Raw genomic sequence first — 19,465 nt, 5'->3', positions numbered from 1 at the left:
CCATGCGCGGACCCGCCGGCCTCGCCGGACCGACCCTGAAGAAGGCGGACGACTTCCGCGGCACCGTCCGCCGCATCGTCGGACTCCTGTGGCGCGACAAGATGCGCCTCACCTCCGTCATCGGCTTCGGCGTCCTCATGGTCCTCGGGATGCTCGCCGTCCCCACCGTCCTCGGCCGCGCCACCGACCACGTCATCGCCGGCGCCGCCGCCGGGGACGTCGACTTCGCGGGCCTCGCGAAGATCCTCGGCCTCGCCATCGCGATCGCGCTCGCCACGTTCGGGATCACCGTCTCCAACGGCCGCACCATCGCCAAGATGGCCCAGTACATGGCCTACGACCTGCGCGAGGAGGCCGACCGGAAGGTCGCCGCGCTCCCGCTGTCCTACTTCGACTCCCGGCCCCGCGGCGAGGTCCTCTCCCGCGTCACCAACGACATCGACAACCTGACGCAGACCATCGGCCAGGTGACCCAGCGGATCGTGCAGGGCCTGCTGTTCCTCATCGGCGTCCCGATCATGATGCTCACCATCTCGCCGCTGCTCACCCTCGTCGTGGTCCTCACGCTCCCGCTGACCGTGCTCGCCGCCCGCGTCATCGGCAAGCGCAGCCAGCCGCGGTTCGCGCAGCAGTGGGCCACCACCGGGAAGCTCAACGGGCACGTCGAGGAGATGATCACCGGCCACCAGCTGGTGACCCTGTTCGGCCGCCGCGCCGAGGGCGCCGCCGTGTTCAAGCGGTACAACGACGACCTGTACGAGAACACCGTCCGGGCCCAGTGGGTCTCGGCGCTCCTCGGCCCCGCGATGGCGTTCCTCGGGCTCGTCACGTACGTGCTCGTGGCCGTCGTCGGCGGCCTCCAGGTCGCGGCCGGGCTGCTCAGCTTCGGGCAGATCCAGGCGTTCATCCAGTACACCAACCAGTTCTCGAACCCGCTGAACATGCTCGCGGCGATGTTCGGTCAGGTCCAGTCCGCGGTCGCCTCAGGCGAGCGGGTGTTCGAGCTCCTCGACGCCGAGGAGCAGTCCCCCGAGCCGGAGGCCGCGCCGGAGGCGCTGGCGTCGGTGGAGGGCCGGGTGGCGTTCGAGGACGTGTCGTTCCGGTACCTGCCTGACGAGCCGCTCATCGAGCACCTGTGGCTGGAGGCCGAGCCGGGGAGGACCGTGGCGATCGTGGGGCCGACGGGCGCGGGGAAGACCACGCTCGTGAACCTGCTGATGCGCTTCTACGACCTGGACGCGGGCCGGATCACCGTCGACGGCGTGGACGTGTCCACGGTGGAGCGGGAGCGGCTGCGGCGCCGGATCGGCATGGTCCTCCAGGACACGTGGCTGTTCGAGGGCACGATCGCGGAGAACATCGCGTACGGCAAGCCCGAGGCGGGCCGGGAGGAGATCGAGCGGGCCGCGCAGGCGGCGCACGCCGACCACTTCATCCGGACGCTCCCGGACGGCTACGACACGGTCGTGGGCGCGAGCGAGGAGAGCGGGCTGAGCGCGGGCGAGCGGCAGCTGGTGACGATCGCGCGGGCGTTCCTCATCGACCCGTCGATCCTGATCCTCGACGAGGCGACGTCCTCGGTGGACACTCGCACGGAGATGCTGGTGCAGCAGGGCATGGTGGCGCTGCGGCAGGGCCGTACGAGCTTCGTGATCGCGCACCGGCTGTCGACCATCCGCGACGCGGACGTGATCGTGGTGATGGAGCACGGCACGGTGGTCGAGCAGGGCCCGCACGAGAAGCTGCTCGCCTCGGGCGGCGCGTACGCGCGGCTCTACGAGGCCCAGTTCTCGCAACCCGCGATCGAGGAGGAGGCCGGAGCGGCCGCTCCCGTTCGCGCATAAGACTCGGTGCACTGCAAGGGAAACCAGGGCCCGAATGACGGCGGCGCCCGGAGCCTGGAGGCTCCGGGCGCCGCTGCGTGCACGGTCCGGTTCACACGGTGGCGGTCTCACCGTTGGGAATGCGCCGGTAGGAGTCGCCGACGAGCAGGGGGAACAGCCGGTCGGGCAGGCCCATGCCGATGTCGCTGAGGATGGCGTCGTGGATGGGGTGGACGGCCTCGGCGTCCACGGCGCGGGCGAAGTCGATGGCCTCGGAGAGTTTCAGCCAGGGCGCGGCGACCGGCGCGAGGAGGGTGCGCACGGGCATGTCCGGGACCGTGAGGGAGTCGCCCGGGTGGTAGACGCCGTCGACCAGGTAGCAGACGTTGGCGACGAGCGGGATGTCCGGGTGGATCACCGCGTGGCGCTCGCCGAAGACCTTGACCTCGGTGCCCGCCACGGGGATCGCGTCGCCCGCGCTCACGCACGTGAACTTCAGGCCCGTCAGGGTGGCGGCGAGGGATTCGGGCCCGTAGACGGGGACGTCGGGGCGCTTCGCGTGGAACTCGCGGAGGCGGGCCTCGTCGCAGTGGTCGGCGTGCTCGTGCGTGATGAACACGGCGTCGGCCCCGTCGAGGGCCGCCTGGTCGGAGTACGCGCCCGGGTCGATGACGATGAGGCCCTGACCGGTGTCGAGCCTGACGCAGGAGTGGCCGAACTTGGTGAGTCGCATGGTCACACAGTAGGACCCGCGGCCGGGGCGCGGCGGGCCGTTCCCGCAAAGCCCTAGACGGTGAAGATCCCGGCGGCGGCGCTCACGGCGACGGCCGCCGCACCGGCCGCGATAGCGAGTGCCATGACGGCCCAGTCGGCGGGGCGCATCCGCTGCTCGCGGGCGTGGGTGCGCGGGATCTCGGTGTCGAAGCCGCGCGCGTCCATGGCGGCGGCCAGACGGCCCGCGCGGCGGATCGCGCCGACGAGGAGCGCGAACATGGTCGAGGCGAACAGCCTGGTGCGCCGCACCGGGTTCCATCCCCCTTCGAGGCCGCGGGCGCGGCGGGCCGTGGTGATCTGCCGCCACTCGGCGGCGAGCAGCGGCAGGAGCCGCAGGGCCGCGAGCGACCCGATCGTGAACCGGGCCGGGGCCCTGAGCTGCTGGGTGAGGGCGTCTGCGAGGTCCGTGGGGTCGGTCGTCGCGAACACGAGGACGCCCGCGGTGGCGGCGACGCACACGCGCAGGCCGATCGCGGCACCGTCCAGGAGCGCCCCGGTGCTCACCTCCACGGGCCCGAACGCGAACAGGATGCGGCCGGTCTGCTCGGCCGCGAAGACCGCGTTCACGACCACGACCGTGCCCGCCGCGACCCACAGCCAGCGCAGGCGCCGCGCGAGCGGCCCGAGCCGGATGCCGGTGAACGGCAGGACGAGGAACAGGAACGCGAGCAGCAGCAGCGGGGTGAGCCAGTCGGAGGCCACCAGCGCCACCGTCGTCAGCAGCACCACGGCGGCGAGTTTCGCGACCGGGTTGGCGCGCGCGATCGGCGCCTCGGGGCCGCAGACGGGCACGAGCGTCAGCACGGGGCCTCCCTTCCGTCCTTGAGCACGAGTTCGCGGGCGCCGAGGGCGGCGGCGAAGTCGCGGTCGTGGGTGACGGCGAGGAGCGCGGTGCCGTCGTCGCGGATGTCGGCGGTGAGGTCCACGAGCTCGCCCCAGGTGCGGCGGTCCTGGCCGAACGTGGGTTCGTCGAGCAGGAGCACCCCGGGGGCGGCGGCCAGCGCAGAGGCGACGGAGAGGCGGCGGGCCTCGCCGCCGGAGAGCGTGTGGGGGTTGGCGGCGGCGAGGGGGGCGAGGCGGAGGCGTTCGAGGAGTTCGGCGACGCGGGCGTCGATGCGGGCCTTGGGCCAGCGGGCCTGCCGGGGGCCGAAGGCGAGTTCGTCGCGCACGGTGGCGGTGACGAACTGGTGCTCGGGGTCCTGGAAGACCGATCCGACGCGGGTGGCGAGGCGCCGCGCGGGCAGTCGGTGGAGGGGCCGCTGCTCGCCCGGGACGGTGGCGGCGCCGCGGTCGGGCCGGGTGAGGCCCCCGGCGAGGAGCGCGAGCGTGGACTTCCCGGCACCGTTGGGGCCGGTGACGGCGAGGAGCTCGCCTGCATGGAGGTCGAAGGAGACGCCGTCGAGGGCGGGCCGCGGGGCGCCGGGGTGGGTGAGCGCGAGGTCCGCTGCGTGCAGGGCCGGGTTGCCGGGGGTGCGCGGGGGCCGGTGCGGGAGCGGCGCGCCGGGAACCCATACACCCTGCGCCGCAAGCGAGTCGCCGTGCTCGGCGAGGACGCGGGCGGCGGGCCCGTCGGCGATGAGGGAGCCGTCAGGTCCGAGGGCGACGACGCGGTCGACCAGGTCGAGGATGTCGGCGACGCGGTGCTCCACGACGATGAGGGTGGCGTCGGTGTCGGCGAGCGCGGTCCGGAGGGCGTCCCGGACGTCTTGGGCGCCTTGGGGGTCAAGGTTCGCGGTGGGCTCGTCGAGGAGGATCAGCTCGGGGCGGCGGGCGAGGACCCCGGCGAGGGCCAGGCGCTGCTGCTCGCCGCCGGAGAGGGCGTGCGTGTCGCGGTCGAGTCCGTAGGGGAAGCCGACGGCGCCGAGGGCACTGTGGACGCGGGGCCAGATGTCGCCGCGGGGGACGGCCTGGTTCTCCAGGCCGAAGGCGACGTCGTCCCCGGCGCGGGCCATGACGAGCTGCGTCTCGGGGTCCTGGAACAGGATGCCGACGCGGCCGCGCTGGTCGGCGGCGGGCTTGCCGTCGAGGAGGACCTCGCCGTCCTGGTCGCCCGCGTCGGCGGTGAGGAGTCCGGCGAGCGCGGCGAGCAGGGTGGACTTGCCCGACCCGGAGGGGCCGAGCAGGAGCACCCGCTCGCCGGGCTCGACGCGGAGGTCGACGCCCGTGACGGCCTGGGCTCGGCGTCCGGCGTGGCGCCAGGCGAAGCCGCGGAACTCGACCGGGATCACGGGGTCAGATCCGGGCCCGTTCGCGCCCGGCGGGGAAGCGGTCGAGGACGCCGGTGGGGAGCATGGCGCTGACGAGGGCCTTGGAGCCGAGTCCGGCGACGATGGCGCCGGAGAGGGCGGCGAAGGCGATGTAGGGCAGCTGGAACGACCAGAGTTCGGTGCCGGGGTACCAGACGACGATGTCGAAGAGGGTGGCGGCGACGCAGGCGAGCGCGCCGGCGGCGACGGCGGTGGGGGTGCCGAAGCGGCGGTAGCGTCCCGCGGCGAAGACGAGTTCGCCGCCGAGGCCCTGGATGAGGCCCTGGTAGATGACCAGGACGCCCCACACGGAGCCGAGGAGGGCGGAGACGGTGGCGGCGAGGGCCTCGGTGAGGAGGCCGGCGCCGACGCGGCGGACGATGAGCGGGGCGAGGACGGCGGGGATCAGCCAGACGCCGTACAGGATGCCCTTGAGCGGGGGCAGGAACGCGAGGACGGGGTCGAGCCCCGCCCACACGAAGTTCCAGGCCCAGAAGACGACGCCGAAGGCGACGGCGAGGACGGCGCAGGTGAGGATGTCGACGGTGCGCCAGCGGCCGGGGGCGTTGAGGGTGCTGTCGGTGGGCATGGGCGTTGCCTTCCAAGTGCGATGGGACTGAGCCCTTCAAAGGACATTGCGCGACAGCGGCACACGACGACTTCCTACGCCGGTATTACCCGGATCAGGTGTGAGGGTCTGCGGTCGGTTCCGCACTCTCAGCCATTCGGCTCCCCTGTCTGCATCGACGTTAACACCAAGTGGGGCGCCGGTAGCGGGCCGCGGTCGGCCCAGTGGCGCCCGGCGCCCGCCGGGGCCGGGCGGGCCGCGGCCCGGTCGGGGGTGTCGCCGCGGGCCGTTAGGCTCGCGGGCATGACGAGCGAGCAGGATTGGGACCTGGTGAAGCGGGTCGTGGAGGCGCTGCCGGACGGCACCTGGACCTCGTACGGCGACCTCGCCGAGCTCATCGGCACGGGGCCGCGGCAGGTCGGGGCGTACATGCGCGACGGCGACGTGTCGCGGGCCTACCGGGTACTGACGGCGGGCGGCACGGTCTCGGACGGCTTCCGGTGGGCCGACGGACGCTCGGGCCGCAATGTCCCCGACCTCCTCCGCGAGGACGGCGTGACGGTGAACACCCGTGGCCGGGCCGACAGGTCGCAGCGCATGTCGGTCTACGACCTGAAGCTCCTCGCAGCGGAGCTGGACGAAGAGGCACCCGATGACACGGATGACCGGCCATAACCCGATAAATCGTGATTTGCCCGGTCTAAGGGACCCCTGGCGCAAAAGTACCCCAGGGGTCCGACATCAAGCGCCGCAACGGAACGCGAGCAGCACTCGCCGAGAGGCGGGCGGAGCCGCGAAGCGCGCGGCAGCGGCAGGCCGGCACGGCTTCGCGCCCGGGGCAGCCGCCCCGGCGGCCGGGTGGTCCAGCTCGACGGGCGGTCAGTGCAGTTCGGCGTCCGGTTCGGTGAGGCGCCATGAGGTGAACTCGACGGTGAGGCCCGCGCGCGAGGGCGCGGCGCAATAGGGGCCGGCCGAGGCGGTGGCGTCGGGGTCGAGGGGGGCGAGGCGGACCAGGCGCCAGGGGCCGGGTTCGCCGTCGGCGGGGGTCGCGCGGGCGCGGACGGCGACCGCGTCGGCGAGGCGCGTCGCGCGCATCGTGACCTCCAGGCCCGCCCACTCCGGGACCGGTGCGGTGGACCAGTCCGAGCGGCCGTCGGTGACGACCGCGCCCAGCTGGAGCGCGCCGTCGGCGTACTCGACGCCGGTCTTGATCCACCGCTCGGCGTCGATGCGGACCATGAGGCCCGCCTGGTCGAACTGCGCGTCGTAATCGGCGATGAACGCGACCTCCACGGCCCGCTCCCGGTCCCACTCCTCCAGCAGCGCGTGCTCGTTGTCGTGGACGAACCCGTAGGCGGTGTGCCGCCACGCGTCGCTGCCCTCGGCCGCGGTCACCCGCAGCCGCCCTCCCGCCTCCTCCGCCGACACCGGCAGCGCCGTCCAGGCGCCGGACTTCCAAGGGACTTCGATCGGTGCGTCGATGTGCATCGGTCCGAGCCTAGCGACCGCATCGCCGTCACACCAGTGCTGTACAACGGAGCCCATGGGGGAATCCACCGAAACGCTCAGGAACGAAGCCGAAACCCTGCTGCGCGCCCTCGCGGGCGAGCACGCGCGCCTGCGCGAGGACCAGTGGCGCGCCATCGAGTCGCTCTGCACCGCGGGCCCGGACGAGGCGGGGCGCCGCGTGCTCCTGGTGCAGCGCACCGGGTTCGGCAAGTCCGCCGTCTACTTCACCTCGACGGCGCTGCTGCGCCGCCGCGGCGCCGGGCCCACGGTCATCGTCTCGCCGCTCCTCGCGCTCATGCGCAACCAGATCGAGGCCGCCGAGCGCGCGGGCATCCGCGCCCGCACCATCAACTCCGCGAACCCCGAGGACTGGGACGCCACCGCCGAGGCCATCGCCGAGGACGCCGTGGACGTGCTGCTCATCAGCCCCGAGCGCCTGAACAACCCGGCGTTCCGGGACTACCAGCTCCCGAAGCTCGCGGCCGGGTGCGGGATGCTCGTCGTGGACGAGGCCCACTGCATCTCCGACTGGGGCCACGACTTCCGGCCCGACTACCGCCGCATCGCGACGTTCATCGAGGACCTCCCCGAGCGGGTGCCGGTCCTGGCGACCACGGCCACCGCGAACGCCCGCGTCTCCGACGACATCGCCGAGCAGCTCGACCGCCCCGGCACGCCCACGCTCGTGCTGCGCGGCACCCTCGACCGCGAGTCGCTGCACCTGTCCGTCGCCGACCTCCCCGACAACGCGCACCGCCTCGCCTGGTTGGACGAGGCCCTCCCTCGCTTCGCAGGGTCCGGGATCGTCTACACGCTCACCGTGGCCGCCGCCGAGGAGGTCAGCGACTACCTCGGGAGCCGCGGCCACACCGTCGCCTCCTACACCGGCCGCACCGACAACGCCGAGCGCCTCGCCCGCGAGGACGACCTCCTGAACGACCGCATCAAGGCGCTCGTCGCCACCAGCGCGCTCGGCATGGGCTTCGACAAGCCCGACCTCGGGTTCGTCGTCCACTTGGGGGCGCCGTCGTCGCCGGTGGCGTACTACCAGCAGATCGGTCGCGCGGGCCGCGCCCGCGACCGGGCCGAGGTGGTGCTCCTGCCGGGCGCCGAGGACCGGGCCATCTGGGACTACTTCGGGTCGCTGTCGTTCCCAGCGGAGGACGCGGTGCGGCGCACGCTCGACGTGCTCGCCGCCGAGGGCCGGGCGCTGTCCACCGCGGCGTTGGAGACGCGGGTCGACCTGCGGCGCACCAGGTTGGAGATGATGCTGAAGGTCCTCGACGTGGACGGGGCGGTGCGGCGCGTCAAGGGCGGCTGGGAGGCCACGGGGGCGCCGTGGACCTACGACGCCGAGCGGTACGCGAAGGTCGCGGCGGCCCGCCGCCACGAGCAGCAGCGGATGCTCGCGTACGAGTCGACCGACCGGTGCCGCCTGGAGTTCCTGCGGACCGAACTGGACGACGCCGAGGCCGCGCCGTGCGGGCGCTGCGACAACTGCACGGGCACGCGCGCGGAGTCGGCCGTGTCGTCGGAGGCCGCCGAGGGCGCGGCGGCGGCGCTGTCGAAGCCCGGGGTCGCGGTGGAGCCGAAGCGCATGTGGCCCACGGGGATGCAGGCGATGAACGTGGACTTGAAGGGGAAGATCGCGCCGGAGCTGGGCGCCGAGCCGGGGCGGGCGCTCGCGCGCCTGTCGGACATCGGCTGGGGCGGGCCGCTCCGCGCCCTGCTGGGCGACGGGGCCGACCGGGACGTGCCCGACGACGTGTTCGGCGCGGTCGTCAAGGTCCTGGCCGCGTGGGACTGGGCCGACCGGCCCGCGGCGGTCGTCTCCACCGGGTCGCTCTCGCGGCCGCGGCTGGTGAACGGGCTGGCCGAGCGGATCGCGCGGCTGGGCCGCATGGAGTACCTGGGGGCACTGGGCCGCACGCCGAGCGCGGTGTCGGGCCAGCACCGGGCGAACAGTGCGCAGCGGCTGCACCAGGTGCTCGACGCGTTCACCGTGGACTTCCCGGTCCCGGCGGTGAGCGTCCTGCTCGTGGACGACGTGCGCGACTCCGGCTGGACGGCGACCGTGGCGGCGATGCGGCTGCGGGAGGCGGGCGCGGTGGCCGTGCACCCGCTGACGCTCGCGCTGCAGGCGTAGGCGACCGCGGGCCCGGACGCCGAAGCGCCCGGGCCCGTTCTTCGGAGGAGGAGAAGGGTTCTGGGAGGCGCCGCCTAGAGGGCGCCGAGGAGCGCCGGGTAGTAGCCGGAGGCGTGTCCGGCGGCGTTCGGGTGGTAGGGGACGTCGAGGAGCGTGAACCCGTGCAGCCACGGTGTGCGCGAGCAGATCTCGTGGCCGGTGAACTCGTCGCGCACGTCCACGTAGGTGAACCCGTGGTCCTCGGCGGCGGCCTGGATGACCCCCGAGAGCAGGTCGGCACCCTGGTTCATGCGCACCTGCTCGGCGATGCTGATCGACCCGAGCGCGTCGCAGGTGTTGCGGGCGGCGAACAGCCGCGGGTAGCCCGTGACGAGCACTTCCGCGTCGGGGGCGCGGGACTCGATCTCGGCGTACACCGCGTCGAGTTTCGCGGGGAGCTCCTGGGTGGCCTGGCGCTCGGACTCCTCGATCGCGGGGGTGCAGTTCCGGAACGGGGTGATGCACGCGATCACGGCGTCGGTCCAGCCGATGTCGTTGCCGCCGATGCCGATCGTGACAAGGTCGGTCCCGGCGTCGAGGGCCTGGACCTGGTTGGCCAGGACGTCGTCGGTGGTGGCGCCGCCGCAGGCGACGAAGGTGAACTCGGCGCCGAGCTCGGCGGCGAGGAGCGCGGGGTGGGCCTTGTTCGAGCGCTGGCAGGCGGCGTCCGTGTAAGGCCCGGCGCCCGAGCCGGAGGAGTAGGAGTCGCCGAGGGCGACGTACTCGGTCTGCTGGGCCTGGGCGGCGGCGGGGGCGATGAGGATGGCGGCGAGGGCGGCGACGACGGTCACCGTTGATCGTCTGAGTCGGTCCATGGGAGGTCCTTCGCGAGTCGGGGGAAGACTTGCCACATATTGTGAACTCGCGAGTAACTTGCGGGGAACCCTCGGACGCTAACAAATCGGAAAATTTACACATCTCGTTCTGCGGGTTGCGCCGGAGGCGGGGCGGCCGGGCCGCCCCGCCGCGACGTCAGAGCGCCCCCGCGACCGCCGGGTAGTACCCGTTGGCGTGGCCGAGAGCATTGGGGTGGAACGACTCCGCGGTCGGGTAGCGCAGGCCGTGCAGGTACGGCACGTCGTCGCACACCGCGTGGCCCTCGAAGGACTCGCGCACGTCCACGTATTTGAAGCCGTGGTCCGCGGCGGCGGCGTCGAGGACGCCCGCGAGGACGTCGGCGGCCGCGTTCATGCGGGTCTGCTCGGCGACCGAGGGCTGGTGGAGCGCGCCGCACGTGGTGCGCGCGTTGAACAGCCGCGGGTAGCCCAGGACGAGGACCTCGGCGCGCGGGGCGCGGTCGGCGATCGCGTCGTAGACGCCGTCGAGCAGGCCCGGGAGCTGGCCGCGCATGAGCGCCTCGGACGCCTCGATCCGGCCGGTGCAGTCCATGAGCGGCGTCAGGCACGCGGCGACGGCCTCGGTCCAGCCGATGTCGTTGCCGCCGATGGTGACCGTGACGAGGTCGGTCCCGGCGTCGAGCGCGCCGAGCTGCTCGGCGAGGAGGTCCGCGGCGGTCGCGCCGGAGCACGCCGCGAACCGGAGGTCCGCGCCGAGGCCGTTGGCGAGCAGCCGCGGGTAGGCGAGGTCGGAGCGCAGGCACTCCTCGTCGGCGTAGTCCCCCGCGCCGGTCCCCGACGAGTACGAGTCGCCGAGTGCCGTGTACTCCATGGGCCGGGGGGCGGCCTGGGCGGCGGCCGGGGTGAGGGCGAGGGCGGCGGTGGCGGCCAGCGCCGCGGCCGCGAGGCGCGCAGGGTTCATTCGGGCTCCGTTCCGAGTCGGTATGGGAGGGAACTTTATTGCCCGTAGTTCGCGTGAGGTGATGAAACCCCCCTTATGCGGAGGAATCACGTTTTCGAGTGGCCCGTGAGGGGTGCGGTCTTAGGCTGGGCGCATGGGTGATGCGACGGCGCGGCGGCGGGATTCGATGTCCGATCAGGCCCTGATCGAGGCGACCGGGGCGGACTGGCGGACGTGGCTGGGGCTGCTGGACGAGCGGGGCGCGGCGGAGCTGGGCCACGCGGCGATCGCGCGGCTGCTGGTGGGCGAGTTCGAGATCGACGGGTGGTGGGCGCAGTCGATCACCGTGGGGTACGAGCAGGAGCGGGGGCTGCGGGAGCCGGGGCAGCGGCCGGACGGGACGTTCAGTGCGACGGCGTCGAAGACCGTGGGCGCGCCGGTCGGGGCGGCGTTCGAGCAGTTGGCGGACCCGGAGGCGCAGGCGGTGTGGCTGGGGGACGTGGAGTTGACGCAGCGGAGCGCGTCGCCGCCGAAGTCGGTGCGGTTCGACGCGTCGGACGGGTCGCGGGTGAACGCGAACCTGGTGGCGAAGGGCGACCGGACGGCGGTGCAGGTGGAGGTCGCGAAGCTGCCTTCGGCGGAGGCTGCCGCGGCGGCCAAGGCGGCTTGGAGGGAGCGCCTGGGCCGCCTCGCGGAGCGGTTCGAGTAGTGCGGTTGCGCGCCTTAGGTGGTGGTGACCTCTTCGGCGGGTGCGGCGGGCGGTGCGGCCTGCTTGCCCTTGCGGCTCCCGGAGCGGGAGATGGCGACGCCGACGAGGGCGAGCGCGCCGCCGGCGAGGGTGAGCCAGGTGGGGATCTCGCCGAGGAGCGCCCAGGACATGGCGACGACGATCGCGGGGACGACGTACGTGGTGGCGCCCAGTTTCCCGGCCGTGGTGTAGCGGAGGGCGTAGCCCCAGGTGAGGAATGCCAGCGCGGTGGGGAACAGGCCGAGGTAGAGCACGTGGAGGGTGGCGGAGGCGGGGGCGTCGCCGAGCTGGCGGAACAGCTGCGGGGCGAAGGGGAGGCACAGGACCGCGGCGATGGCGTTGCCGAAGGCGGTGAACTGGAGCGAGGAGCAGTGCTTGAGGGTGGGCTTCTGGACGACGACGCTGATCGCGTAGGTGATCGCGGAGACGAGGCACAGGAGGACGCCGAGGACGGAGGCGGTGCCGTGGCGGCCCATGGAGAGGCTGACGACGGCGACGCCCGCGAAGGCGACGGTGATGCCGAGGAAGAGGCGGGGCGGGAAGCCCTCTTTCAGGATCCAGCCGCCGAGGAGGGCGATGAGGATGGGTCCGATGTTGACGATGAGGGCGGCGGTGCCGGCGTCGACGAGCTGCTCGCCCCAGTTGAGGGCGACCATGTAGACGCCGAACCAGAGGACGCCGGCGGTGGCGATGCCGGGCCAGGCGCGGCGGCCGGGGAGTCCTTCGCGGCGGAGGGCCCAGACGGCGAGGAGGACGACGGCGGCGACGCCGGCGCGGCCGAGGGTGAGGGGGCCGGGGTCGAGGTGCTGTCCGGCGTCGCGGATGGAGACGAACGCGGAGGCCCAGCAGAGGACGGTGACGGCGATGGCGAGGGCGGCGCGGGTGTTCATTCGCTCGCTCATGGGCGGGTGCTCCTCGGGGCGGACGGGCCGCAGGTCGGGTGGGCTGCGGGCGCGGGCGGGCGCGGTTCGCGCCGCGCTCAAGGTAGCACCGTGATCCGGTGGGCGTATCTGTCGATCGACTGGGGCGCGGGGGGCGGGGGTGGCGGTGCGGGGGCGGGGCCCCTAGGATGGAAACCGGTATCTATGCGGTCGGCGCCCGCCGGACCTGGGCGGATGCGGTCGCCCGGATCATGGCGGACAATGGTCGGACTCCTCCCGTCGGACCGAGACGAGGCGGCCGTGCTGGAGCGCGGCAGCCCGGCGGGAATGTTCCGTTTACTGGAGAGGGATTCTGATTCATGAGTCAGACCGGTTTCACCTACGTGGAAAGCGTTAGCCCCGGGACTGGGCGGCGCGGACCGCGGGCGGCGCTGGCCTCCGACGCCGCCGCGATCAGCCTCGACGGCGACTGGCGGTTCCGGCTCGGCGCCGGACTGCACGACCTCGCCGAGGGGTTCGAGGACCCCGCGTTCGACGCGGGCGCGTGGGACGTGCTCGCGGTGCCGTCGATGTGGCAGATGCACGACCTCGACGGCGAGGCGCCCTACGGGAAGCCCGCGTACACCAACGTCATCTACCCGTTCCCCGTCGACCCGCCGCGGGTCCCGGACGCCAACCCCACCGGCGAGTACCGCCGCACCTTCACCCTCCCCGCCGGGTGGCCCGCCACCGGCCGCACCGTGCTCCGCTTCGAGGGCGTCGACTCCGCGTTCGCCGTATGGGTCAACGGGGTCCGCCTCGGCGACGGCAAGGGCTCGCGCCTGCCCACCGAGTTCGACGCCACCGATCACGTCCATGAGGGCGAGAACACCGTCGCCGTCCGCGTCCACCAGTGGTCGGCCGCCTCCTACCTGGAGGACCAGGACATGTGGTGGCTCTCGGGGATCTTCCGGCCCGTGTCGGTGATCCACCGGCCCGAGGGCGGGATCGAGGACGTGTTCGCGCACGCCGACTACGACCACCGCACCGGCAAGGGGACCCTCCGCGTCGAGGCCCCCGAAGGCGCCCGGGTCACCGTGCCCGAGCTGGGGATCGACATCGCCGCGGGCGAGTCCGTCTCGCTGGCGGTGGAGCCGTGGACGGCCGAGACGCCCCGCCTGTACGACGCCGAGGTCGCCACCGGGAGCGAGCGCGTCTCGCTGCGGATCGGCTTCCGCACCGTCGCTATCGAGGACGGCCTGCTCAAGGTCAACGGCAAGCGCATCCTCCTGCGCGGCGTCAACCGCCACGAGTGGGACCCCGACCACGGCCGCACCCTCTCCGTCGCCACCATGCGCCGCGACCTGGAGGTCATGAAGCGGCACAACGTGAACGCCGTGCGCACCAGCCACTACCCGCCGGACCGCCGCTTCCTCGACCTGTGCGACGAGATCGGCGTCTGGGTCGTGGACGAGTGCGACCTGGAGACCCACGGCTTCGTCTTCTACGAGTGGCGGAACAACCCCAGCGACGAGCCCATGTGGCGCGAGGCGTACCTCGACCGCATGGCCCGCATGGTGGAGCGCGACAAGAACCACGCGTCCGTCATCATGTGGTCCCTCGGCAACGAGTCCCACACCGGGCAGAACCTCGCCGCCATGTCCGCGTGGGCCAAGGACCGCGACCCGGGCCGCCCCATTCACTACGAGGGCGACTGGGACTCCGGGTACGTGGACGTCTACTCCCGCATGTACGCCGACCACGCCGAGACCGACCGCATCGGCCACAAGACCGAGGAGTCCACGAAGGACCCCGCGCTCGACGCGCACCGCCGGAACATCCCGTTCATCCTCTGCGAGTACGCCCACGCCATGGGCAACGGCCCCGGCGGCATGAGCGAGTACCAGCGCCTCTTCGAGCAGCACGAGCGCTGCCAGGGCGGGTTCATCTGGGAGTGGATCGACCACGGCGTGCGCCGCCGCACCGAGGACGGGCGCGAGTGGTTCGCGTACGGCGGGGACTTCGGCGAACCGCTCCACGACGGGAACTTCGTCGTGGACGGCCTCGTGTTCCCCGACCGCGAGCCCTCCCCCGGCCTCGTCGAGTTCAAGAAGGTCGTCGAGCCGCTCCGCATCACCGTCGACGCCGGGTCGCGGCGCATCACCGTCGAGAACCTCCGCGACTTCGCCGACACCGGCGACCTGGAGTTCACATGGGCCGTCGAGGACGGCGGGGAGCCCGAGCACCAGGGCCGCCTCGACCTGCCCGCGCTGGCCCCCGGGAACGCCGCGATCGTCCCGTTCCCGGCAGGGATCGGCGAACTCGCCGACCCGCGCGGGGAGCGGTGGCTGACCGTGCGGGCCGTCCTCGCGAAGGACGAGTCCTGGGCCGAGGCCGGGCACGAGATCGCCTGGGGCCAAGGGCAGTTGGCGAGTACTGCGGCTCCTTCGCCTGCGGCCTCGTCCGGTGCAGCCGGCGCCGCCGACGGCGGGTACCGGCTCGGGGACGCCGTGTTCGACGCGTACGGGCGCCTCACCGCGCTCGGCGGCCTGGAGCTCGAAGGGCCGCGCCTGGACCTGTGGCGCGCGCCCACCGACAACGACCTCCGCAGCTGGCACGCACCCCTCGCCGACAAGTGGCGCGACCGGGCCGCGGGCCTGTACCGCCTGGAGCACAAGGTCCTCGGGATCGACGCCGGGGACGACGGCCTCGCCGTCACCACCCGCGTCGCCGCCGCGGGCGCCGAGATCGCCATGGCGACCGTGTACCGGTGGCGGCACGAGGACGGCGTCCTGTGGCTCACCGTCGAGGTGAGTCCCGAGGGCGAGTGGGACTTCCCGCTGCCGCGCCTGGGCGTGCGCGCCTCCCTGCCGCGGGCGTTCGACGACGTCACGTGGTTCGGCGGCGGGCCCGGCGAGGCGTACGCCGACACGCGCGACGCCGCCAGGGTCGGCCGGTTCCGCTCCACTGTGGCCGGACTCCAGACGCCGTACGTGTTCCCGCAGGAGAACGGGTCCCGCATCGACGTGCGCTGGGCGCGCCTGGCCGCCCCGGAGGGCCCCGCGCTCACCGTCCACGGCGGACCGCTGTTCGCACTCACGGTGCGGCCGTGGACGAGCGAGGACCTGGAGGCGGCGCGGCACCGCACCGACCTGGTCGAACGCGACCGCGTCTACGTGAACCTGGACGCGGACCTCCAGGGCATGGGCTCGGCCGCGTGCGGCCCCGGGGTGCTCCCCGAGCACCGCCTGCTGCCGCGCGCCACCGCGTTCACGCTGGGCTTCCGAGTGAGCGAGTAATGCCATGCGGCGGGTCCGTCCCCAGTGTGAACTACCCTGAGTGCGGACCCGTCGCATCCCAACCGGTGAGAGAAGGACCCCTGTGCCCAAGAAGTCGAATGCCGACACCGCGAAGCGCCCCACCATCAGGGACGTGGCCGCGCGCGCGGGCGTGTCGGTGCCGACGGTCTCGCGGGTCCTCGCCGGGAACTACCCGGTGGCGCCCGCGACCCGCTCGAAGGTGCTGCGCGCCATGCGCGACCTCGACTACGTGGTGAACGCCCACGCCAGGGCGCTCGCGGGCGCGACCACCAAGACCGTCGCGTTCGTCGTGGACGACGTGACCGGGCCCTTCTACGCGTACATCGCGCGCGGCGTCGAGCAGCAGGCCGCCTCCGAAGGGCGCCTGTGCCTCCTGTGCACCACGCACGGCGACCCCGAGCGGGAGCTCGCGGTCGTGGAGCTCATGCGCGAGCAGCACGCCGAGGCCGTGATCGTCGTCGGCGGCGCCTGGGACAACGAGCACTACCAGGAGCGCATGCGCTACTTCGCGACCGCGCTCGACCGCTCCGGCTCGCGGCTGGTCCTGTGCGGGCGGCCCTCCCCCGGCGACGACGTCCCCGCCACGGTCGTCCACTACGACAACGAGGGCGGCGCGTACGCGATGGCCTCACACCTGTTGTCGGCCGGGCACCGCCGCATCAGCTACATGGGCTTCGGCGAGGGCCTGACCACCACCGACGAGCGCATCCGCGGGTTCAAGCGCGCCCACGCCGACCACGGCGTGGAAGTCGACGAGTCGCTGATCCTGCCCGGGTCGTTCTCCAAGGCCAGCGGCCACGAGCTGACGCGGAAGCTCATCGCCGAACGCGACGACGTCACCGCGGTCTTCGCCGCCACCGACATGGTCGCCGCCGGGGTCCTCAAGGCCCTGCGCGAAGCGGGCGTGAGCGTCCCCGACGACATGTCCGTGGTCGGCTTCGACGACATCCCCCTCGCCTCGGACCTCACCCCCGCGCTGACGACCGTGCACGTCCCGCACGAGCAGCTCGGCCGCGAGGCCGTGCGCCTCGCGCTCCACCGCGGCCCCGAAGTTGAGGACCGAGTCGTGCTCGGCACCCACATCGTGGTCCGCGAGACCGTGGCGCCGCCGCGCCGCAAGTAGACGGACGCGAGGGGCCGGGACGATCACGTCCCGGCCCCTTCCGCGTCTGGGTCAGCGCTCGTCCCGGTCCTTGCCGGTCATGCGCTCCTTGGCGTCGTGGAGCTTGTCGCCGGCCTTCTCCTTGAGGTCGTACCACTCCTCCTTCGCCTTGCCCTTGAGCTCGTCCGCGCGACCCTCGTTCGCGAGGCTCTCGTTGTCGGTGGCGTCACCGACCTTCTCCTTGGCGCGGCCCTTCATCTGCTCGGCCTGGTCCTTCGCTTTGTCGAAAGCGCCCATGGTCTCCGTACCCCCTTCGGTGCGGTCATACCTGGGGTTACCCGTCCGGGCGCCGATCATGCATCGCCGCTCTGACCTGGGGTCCTGTACGCGGCGTAGTCGAAATCGGCGAAGGCGCCCTCGGCGGCGCGGTCCTGCACCCACAGGCCCGCGAACGCGCCGGTGAACCCGAACGCGTGGAGGAGCCCGTCCGCGCTCCACGTCGCGTACTCGTCGGACAGGACCGTGGCGTCCCGTTCGAGGCCCGTGCCGGTCCACCCGCCGGTGCCGTAGCCGAACCGGACCGTGGGGCCGTCGAACTCGATGCGCAGGTCGAGGCGGGCGGGCGCGGGCGCGATGCGGACCAGTTCGCGGTGGCCGCGGTCGGAGGAGTCGAGGGACAGCCACGGCTCCCCGTCGTCAAGGGCCACTTGGAGGAAGTACCAGTTGTAGGCGTTGTAGTAGGCGCAGATCCCGGCCGCCTGATGGACCGAGGTGGGCGTGAACTCGATACCGGCCTCGAAGACGCCGCGCTTGTGGGTGAGCGGCTGCGCGACCAGGCTCGGGGTGCGCTTCCCGAACGGCGACTGGCCGCCGGTGATCCGCAGGTGGGAGGGCCGCTCGGCGGGGCGCAGCCACGACGGGTCGGCGTGGCGGCGCAAGGTGCTCCAGCGCGGGTCCAGGGCCGGGCCGTCGAAGTCGTCGCGGGGGTCCGCGGCGGGCCACGGATGCGCGGGGAGGTCCGGGGCCGGGACCTCCAGTGCCGGTGCGGCACCGTCGATCCGGGGCCAGCCGTCGACCCACTCGACCGGGGCGACCGCGGTCTCGCGGCCGAGGACGCACCGGCCCGTCGCGTCCCGCGCCCGCGGGTCGTCCGGGACCGACGCCTCGACCTCCGTATACGGGCGCGAGACCAGGTAGGTCATGAACCACTCCCCCGCCGGGGTCGCCACGAGGCAGCCGTGCCCGGCCTTCTGGAGCGGCGAGTGCGGCTTGTCCCGCGCCGTGATGAGCGGCCCGTTCGGGTCGATCTCATAGGGCCCCAGCAGGTCCCGCGAGCGCGCGACGATCGCGCCGTGGTTGAACCCGGTCCCGCCCTCCGCGCACAGCAGCACGTACCAGCCGTCCACTCTGTAGAGGTGCGGGCCCTCGGTGAGCCCGGCCGGGCTGCCCTCCAGGAGCAGGACCGGCTCACCCACGGCCTTCCCGTCCACGAGCCGCTGGATCTCCACACCCTGGAAGCCGGTGATCATGTTGAGCAGCCACGTCGAGCCGTCCTCGTCGTGGAACAGCGCCGCGTCGAACCCGCGGCCGGGCAGCCGCACCGGCTCGCTCCACGGTCCTTCGATCCTCTCGGCGGTGACCAGGTAGTTCGCGCAGTCCTTGTAGCCGTACGCGTAGTTGTCGACCACCGAGAACAGCAGGTGGAACCGGCCGTGCGCGTACGTGAGGTCCGGCGCCCACACCCCGCCCGAGTCCGGGGCGCCCGCGAGGTCGAGATGCTCCGGCCCGAGGACCCCGCCGAGGTCCCGCCAGTGCCGCAGGTCCTTCGACCGGTGCAGCCGCACGCCCGGCGCCCACTCGAACGTCGAGGTCGCCACGAAGTAGTCCTCCCCCACCCGCACGACCGACGGGTCGGGGTGGAAGCCGGGCAGGATCGGGTTGCGGATCACGTCAGTCATAGAAACCGATTCAACCTGGCAATCCTTTGCTTTGCAAGCGCTGTCCCACGCCTGCCGGGGCCCGACGAACCCCGTCGCTTTCCCGATGGCGGATACCGGCCCGGCGGGGCAGAATCTTGTGGTGACTTCTGACAGCGCGATCCAGATCCGCGAGGTGCTCCCGAGCGAGCACGCACTGCTCGGCGACCTCACCGTCGACTCGTACCTCAAGGGCGGCTTCCTCATCGGGGGCCTCGAAGACGGGTACACGCCGCACCTGCGCGACGTCGCGCACCGCGCCGCCCACGCCACCGTGCTCGTCGCGGTCGACGGGGAGCGGCTGCTCGGCGGCGTCACCATCGCGTTCCCCGGGAGCCCGCTCATGGAGCTGGGCGGGGACGGCGACGCCGAGATCCGGATGCTCGCGGTCGACCCGGCCGCGCACGGGCGCGGCGCCGGGTCGGCGCTCGCCGCGGCGTGCGTCGAGACGGCGAAGGCGGCGGGGACGAAGCGGATCGTGCTGTGCTCGCAGCAGGAGATGACCGCGGCGCACCGGATCTACCGGCGGCTCGGGTTCGAGCGCGAGCCCGCGCTCGACTGGGAGCCGCTGCCCGACGTCATGCTCTGGGCGTTCGCCCTGCGGCTCTAGAGGCCCT

The 19,465-nt window shown here is 73.0% G+C and carries 17 protein-coding genes and 1 riboswitch; of the genes, 7 read left to right on the top strand and 10 right to left on the bottom strand.

What is annotated here, in order from left to right:
* Nucleotides 1-2: 2 nt before the first annotated feature.
* Nucleotides 3-1,844, top strand: coding sequence for an ABC transporter ATP-binding protein (locus AB0A65_RS09945; protein WP_359949216.1), 1,842 nt, complete (start codon nucleotides 3-5; stop codon nucleotides 1,842-1,844).
* Between the two features lie 91 nt (nucleotides 1,845-1,935).
* Here the strand turns inward: AB0A65_RS09945 and AB0A65_RS09940 are convergent, their stop codons facing one another.
* Genes AB0A65_RS09940 through AB0A65_RS09925 form a run of 4 tightly spaced genes read right to left on the bottom strand, consistent with a single transcriptional unit; the run spans nucleotide 1,936 to nucleotide 5,432 of the window.
* Complete coding sequence (locus AB0A65_RS09940) at nucleotides 1,936-2,556, bottom strand: MBL fold metallo-hydrolase (RefSeq protein ID WP_359949213.1); 621 nt, start codon at nucleotides 2,554-2,556, stop codon at nucleotides 1,936-1,938.
* 53 nt (nucleotides 2,557-2,609) lie between these two features.
* Nucleotides 2,610-3,401: an energy-coupling factor transporter transmembrane component T gene (locus AB0A65_RS09935; RefSeq protein ID WP_359949210.1), complete on the bottom strand. Its 792-nt coding sequence runs from the start codon at nucleotides 3,399-3,401 to the stop codon at nucleotides 2,610-2,612.
* Nucleotides 3,395-4,825 carry an ATP-binding cassette domain-containing protein gene (locus tag AB0A65_RS09930; protein ID WP_359949207.1) on the bottom strand — a complete coding sequence of 477 codons (1,431 nt, stop codon included), beginning with the start codon at nucleotides 4,823-4,825 and terminating at the stop codon, nucleotides 3,395-3,397. The genes AB0A65_RS09935 and AB0A65_RS09930 overlap by 7 nt, the downstream gene beginning before the upstream one ends.
* 4 nt (nucleotides 4,826-4,829) lie before the next feature.
* Nucleotides 4,830-5,432 carry an ECF transporter S component gene (locus AB0A65_RS09925; RefSeq protein WP_359949205.1) on the bottom strand — a complete coding sequence of 201 codons (603 nt, stop codon included), beginning with the start codon at nucleotides 5,430-5,432 and terminating at the stop codon, nucleotides 4,830-4,832.
* A 54-nt stretch (nucleotides 5,433-5,486) separates the two neighbouring features.
* Nucleotides 5,487-5,589, bottom strand: a riboswitch (TPP riboswitch).
* Nucleotides 5,590-5,714: 125 nt separating this feature from the next.
* On the opposite strand from AB0A65_RS09925, the gene AB0A65_RS09920 reads away from it, so the two are divergent.
* A complete protein-coding gene (locus AB0A65_RS09920; RefSeq protein ID WP_359949202.1) occupies nucleotides 5,715-6,086 on the top strand; it encodes an MGMT family protein in 372 nt (123 codons plus the stop codon).
* 204 nt (nucleotides 6,087-6,290) lie between these two features.
* Here the strand turns inward: AB0A65_RS09920 and AB0A65_RS09915 are convergent, their stop codons facing one another.
* On the bottom strand, nucleotides 6,291-6,899 hold the full coding sequence (locus AB0A65_RS09915) for a DUF1349 domain-containing protein (RefSeq protein ID WP_359949199.1): 609 nt from the start codon (nucleotides 6,897-6,899) through the stop codon (nucleotides 6,291-6,293).
* A 55-nt stretch (nucleotides 6,900-6,954) separates the two neighbouring features.
* On the opposite strand from AB0A65_RS09915, the gene AB0A65_RS09910 reads away from it, so the two are divergent.
* A complete protein-coding gene (locus AB0A65_RS09910) occupies nucleotides 6,955-9,066 on the top strand; it encodes a DEAD/DEAH box helicase (protein ID WP_359949196.1) in 2,112 nt (703 codons plus the stop codon).
* A 74-nt stretch (nucleotides 9,067-9,140) separates the two neighbouring features.
* On the opposite strand, the gene AB0A65_RS09905 is transcribed toward AB0A65_RS09910, so the two are convergent.
* Nucleotides 9,141-9,920 (bottom strand): SGNH/GDSL hydrolase family protein, encoded by a 780-nt coding sequence (locus AB0A65_RS09905; protein WP_359949193.1) that lies wholly within the window; start codon nucleotides 9,918-9,920, stop codon nucleotides 9,141-9,143.
* A 157-nt stretch (nucleotides 9,921-10,077) separates the two neighbouring features.
* Complete coding sequence (locus AB0A65_RS09900; RefSeq protein WP_359949190.1) at nucleotides 10,078-10,863, bottom strand: SGNH/GDSL hydrolase family protein; 786 nt, start codon at nucleotides 10,861-10,863, stop codon at nucleotides 10,078-10,080.
* 133 nt (nucleotides 10,864-10,996) lie between these two features.
* On the opposite strand from AB0A65_RS09900, the gene AB0A65_RS09895 reads away from it, so the two are divergent.
* On the top strand, nucleotides 10,997-11,551 hold the full coding sequence (locus AB0A65_RS09895; protein WP_359949187.1) for a hypothetical protein: 555 nt from the start codon (nucleotides 10,997-10,999) through the stop codon (nucleotides 11,549-11,551).
* 14 nt (nucleotides 11,552-11,565) lie between these two features.
* On the opposite strand, the gene AB0A65_RS09890 is transcribed toward AB0A65_RS09895, so the two are convergent.
* Nucleotides 11,566-12,492, bottom strand: a complete 927-nt coding sequence (locus AB0A65_RS09890) for a DMT family transporter (RefSeq protein ID WP_359949184.1) — start codon at nucleotides 12,490-12,492, stop codon at nucleotides 11,566-11,568.
* Between the two features lie 338 nt (nucleotides 12,493-12,830).
* Here AB0A65_RS09890 and AB0A65_RS09885 point away from each other — a divergent pair, with 338 nt between their 5' ends.
* Both AB0A65_RS09885 and AB0A65_RS09880 read left to right on the top strand, forming a co-directional pair.
* A complete protein-coding gene (locus AB0A65_RS09885; RefSeq protein ID WP_359949181.1) occupies nucleotides 12,831-15,749 on the top strand; it encodes a glycoside hydrolase family 2 TIM barrel-domain containing protein in 2,919 nt (972 codons plus the stop codon).
* Between the two features lie 82 nt (nucleotides 15,750-15,831).
* Nucleotides 15,832-16,893: a LacI family DNA-binding transcriptional regulator gene (locus tag AB0A65_RS09880; protein ID WP_359949178.1), complete on the top strand. Its 1,062-nt coding sequence runs from the start codon at nucleotides 15,832-15,834 to the stop codon at nucleotides 16,891-16,893.
* Nucleotides 16,894-16,944: 51 nt separating this feature from the next.
* Here the strand turns inward: AB0A65_RS09880 and AB0A65_RS09875 are convergent, their stop codons facing one another.
* Together AB0A65_RS09875 and AB0A65_RS09870 are read right to left on the bottom strand one after the other, a co-directional pair.
* Nucleotides 16,945-17,169, bottom strand: a complete 225-nt coding sequence (locus AB0A65_RS09875) for a CsbD family protein (protein WP_359949175.1) — start codon at nucleotides 17,167-17,169, stop codon at nucleotides 16,945-16,947.
* 56 nt (nucleotides 17,170-17,225) lie between these two features.
* Complete coding sequence (locus AB0A65_RS09870) at nucleotides 17,226-18,830, bottom strand: family 43 glycosylhydrolase (RefSeq protein ID WP_359949172.1); 1,605 nt, start codon at nucleotides 18,828-18,830, stop codon at nucleotides 17,226-17,228.
* A 121-nt stretch (nucleotides 18,831-18,951) separates the two neighbouring features.
* On the opposite strand from AB0A65_RS09870, the gene AB0A65_RS09865 reads away from it, so the two are divergent.
* Nucleotides 18,952-19,458: a GNAT family N-acetyltransferase gene (locus AB0A65_RS09865; protein ID WP_359949169.1), complete on the top strand. Its 507-nt coding sequence runs from the start codon at nucleotides 18,952-18,954 to the stop codon at nucleotides 19,456-19,458.
* Nucleotides 19,459-19,465 lie beyond the last annotated feature (7 nt).

Origin of the sequence: Glycomyces sp. NPDC047010 (genome assembly GCF_040644205.1) — a bacterium.
Taxonomy (GTDB): Bacteria; Actinomycetota; Actinomycetes; order Mycobacteriales; family Micromonosporaceae; genus Glycomyces.
The sequence above is the reverse complement of the archived record's forward strand: the minus strand, read 5'-3'. Positions and strand labels throughout refer to the sequence as shown.

Bases quoted from the DNA above. Each gene is read 5' to 3' on its own strand.
- AB0A65_RS09945 (WP_359949216.1), top strand. From the start codon at position 3: ATGCGCGGACCCGCCGGCCTCGCCGGACCGACCCTGAAGAAGGCGGAC.
- AB0A65_RS09940 (WP_359949213.1), bottom strand. From the start codon at position 2,556: ATGCGACTCACCAAGTTCGGCCACTCCTGCGTCAGGCTCGACACCGGT.
- AB0A65_RS09925 (WP_359949205.1), bottom strand. From the start codon at position 5,432: ATGCCCACCGACAGCACCCTCAACGCCCCCGGCCGCTGGCGCACCGTC.
- AB0A65_RS09920 (WP_359949202.1), top strand. From the start codon at position 5,715: ATGACGAGCGAGCAGGATTGGGACCTGGTGAAGCGGGTCGTGGAGGCG.
- AB0A65_RS09915 (WP_359949199.1), bottom strand. From the start codon at position 6,899: ATGCACATCGACGCACCGATCGAAGTCCCTTGGAAGTCCGGCGCCTGG.
- AB0A65_RS09910 (WP_359949196.1), top strand. From the start codon at position 6,955: ATGGGGGAATCCACCGAAACGCTCAGGAACGAAGCCGAAACCCTGCTG.
- AB0A65_RS09905 (WP_359949193.1), bottom strand. From the start codon at position 9,920: ATGGACCGACTCAGACGATCAACGGTGACCGTCGTCGCCGCCCTCGCC.
- AB0A65_RS09900 (WP_359949190.1), bottom strand. From the start codon at position 10,863: ATGAACCCTGCGCGCCTCGCGGCCGCGGCGCTGGCCGCCACCGCCGCC.
- AB0A65_RS09895 (WP_359949187.1), top strand. From the start codon at position 10,997: ATGGGTGATGCGACGGCGCGGCGGCGGGATTCGATGTCCGATCAGGCC.
- AB0A65_RS09890 (WP_359949184.1), bottom strand. From the start codon at position 12,492: ATGAGCGAGCGAATGAACACCCGCGCCGCCCTCGCCATCGCCGTCACC.
- AB0A65_RS09885 (WP_359949181.1), top strand. From the start codon at position 12,831: ATGAGTCAGACCGGTTTCACCTACGTGGAAAGCGTTAGCCCCGGGACT.
- AB0A65_RS09875 (WP_359949175.1), bottom strand. From the start codon at position 17,169: ATGGGCGCTTTCGACAAAGCGAAGGACCAGGCCGAGCAGATGAAGGGC.
- AB0A65_RS09870 (WP_359949172.1), bottom strand. From the start codon at position 18,830: ATGACTGACGTGATCCGCAACCCGATCCTGCCCGGCTTCCACCCCGAC.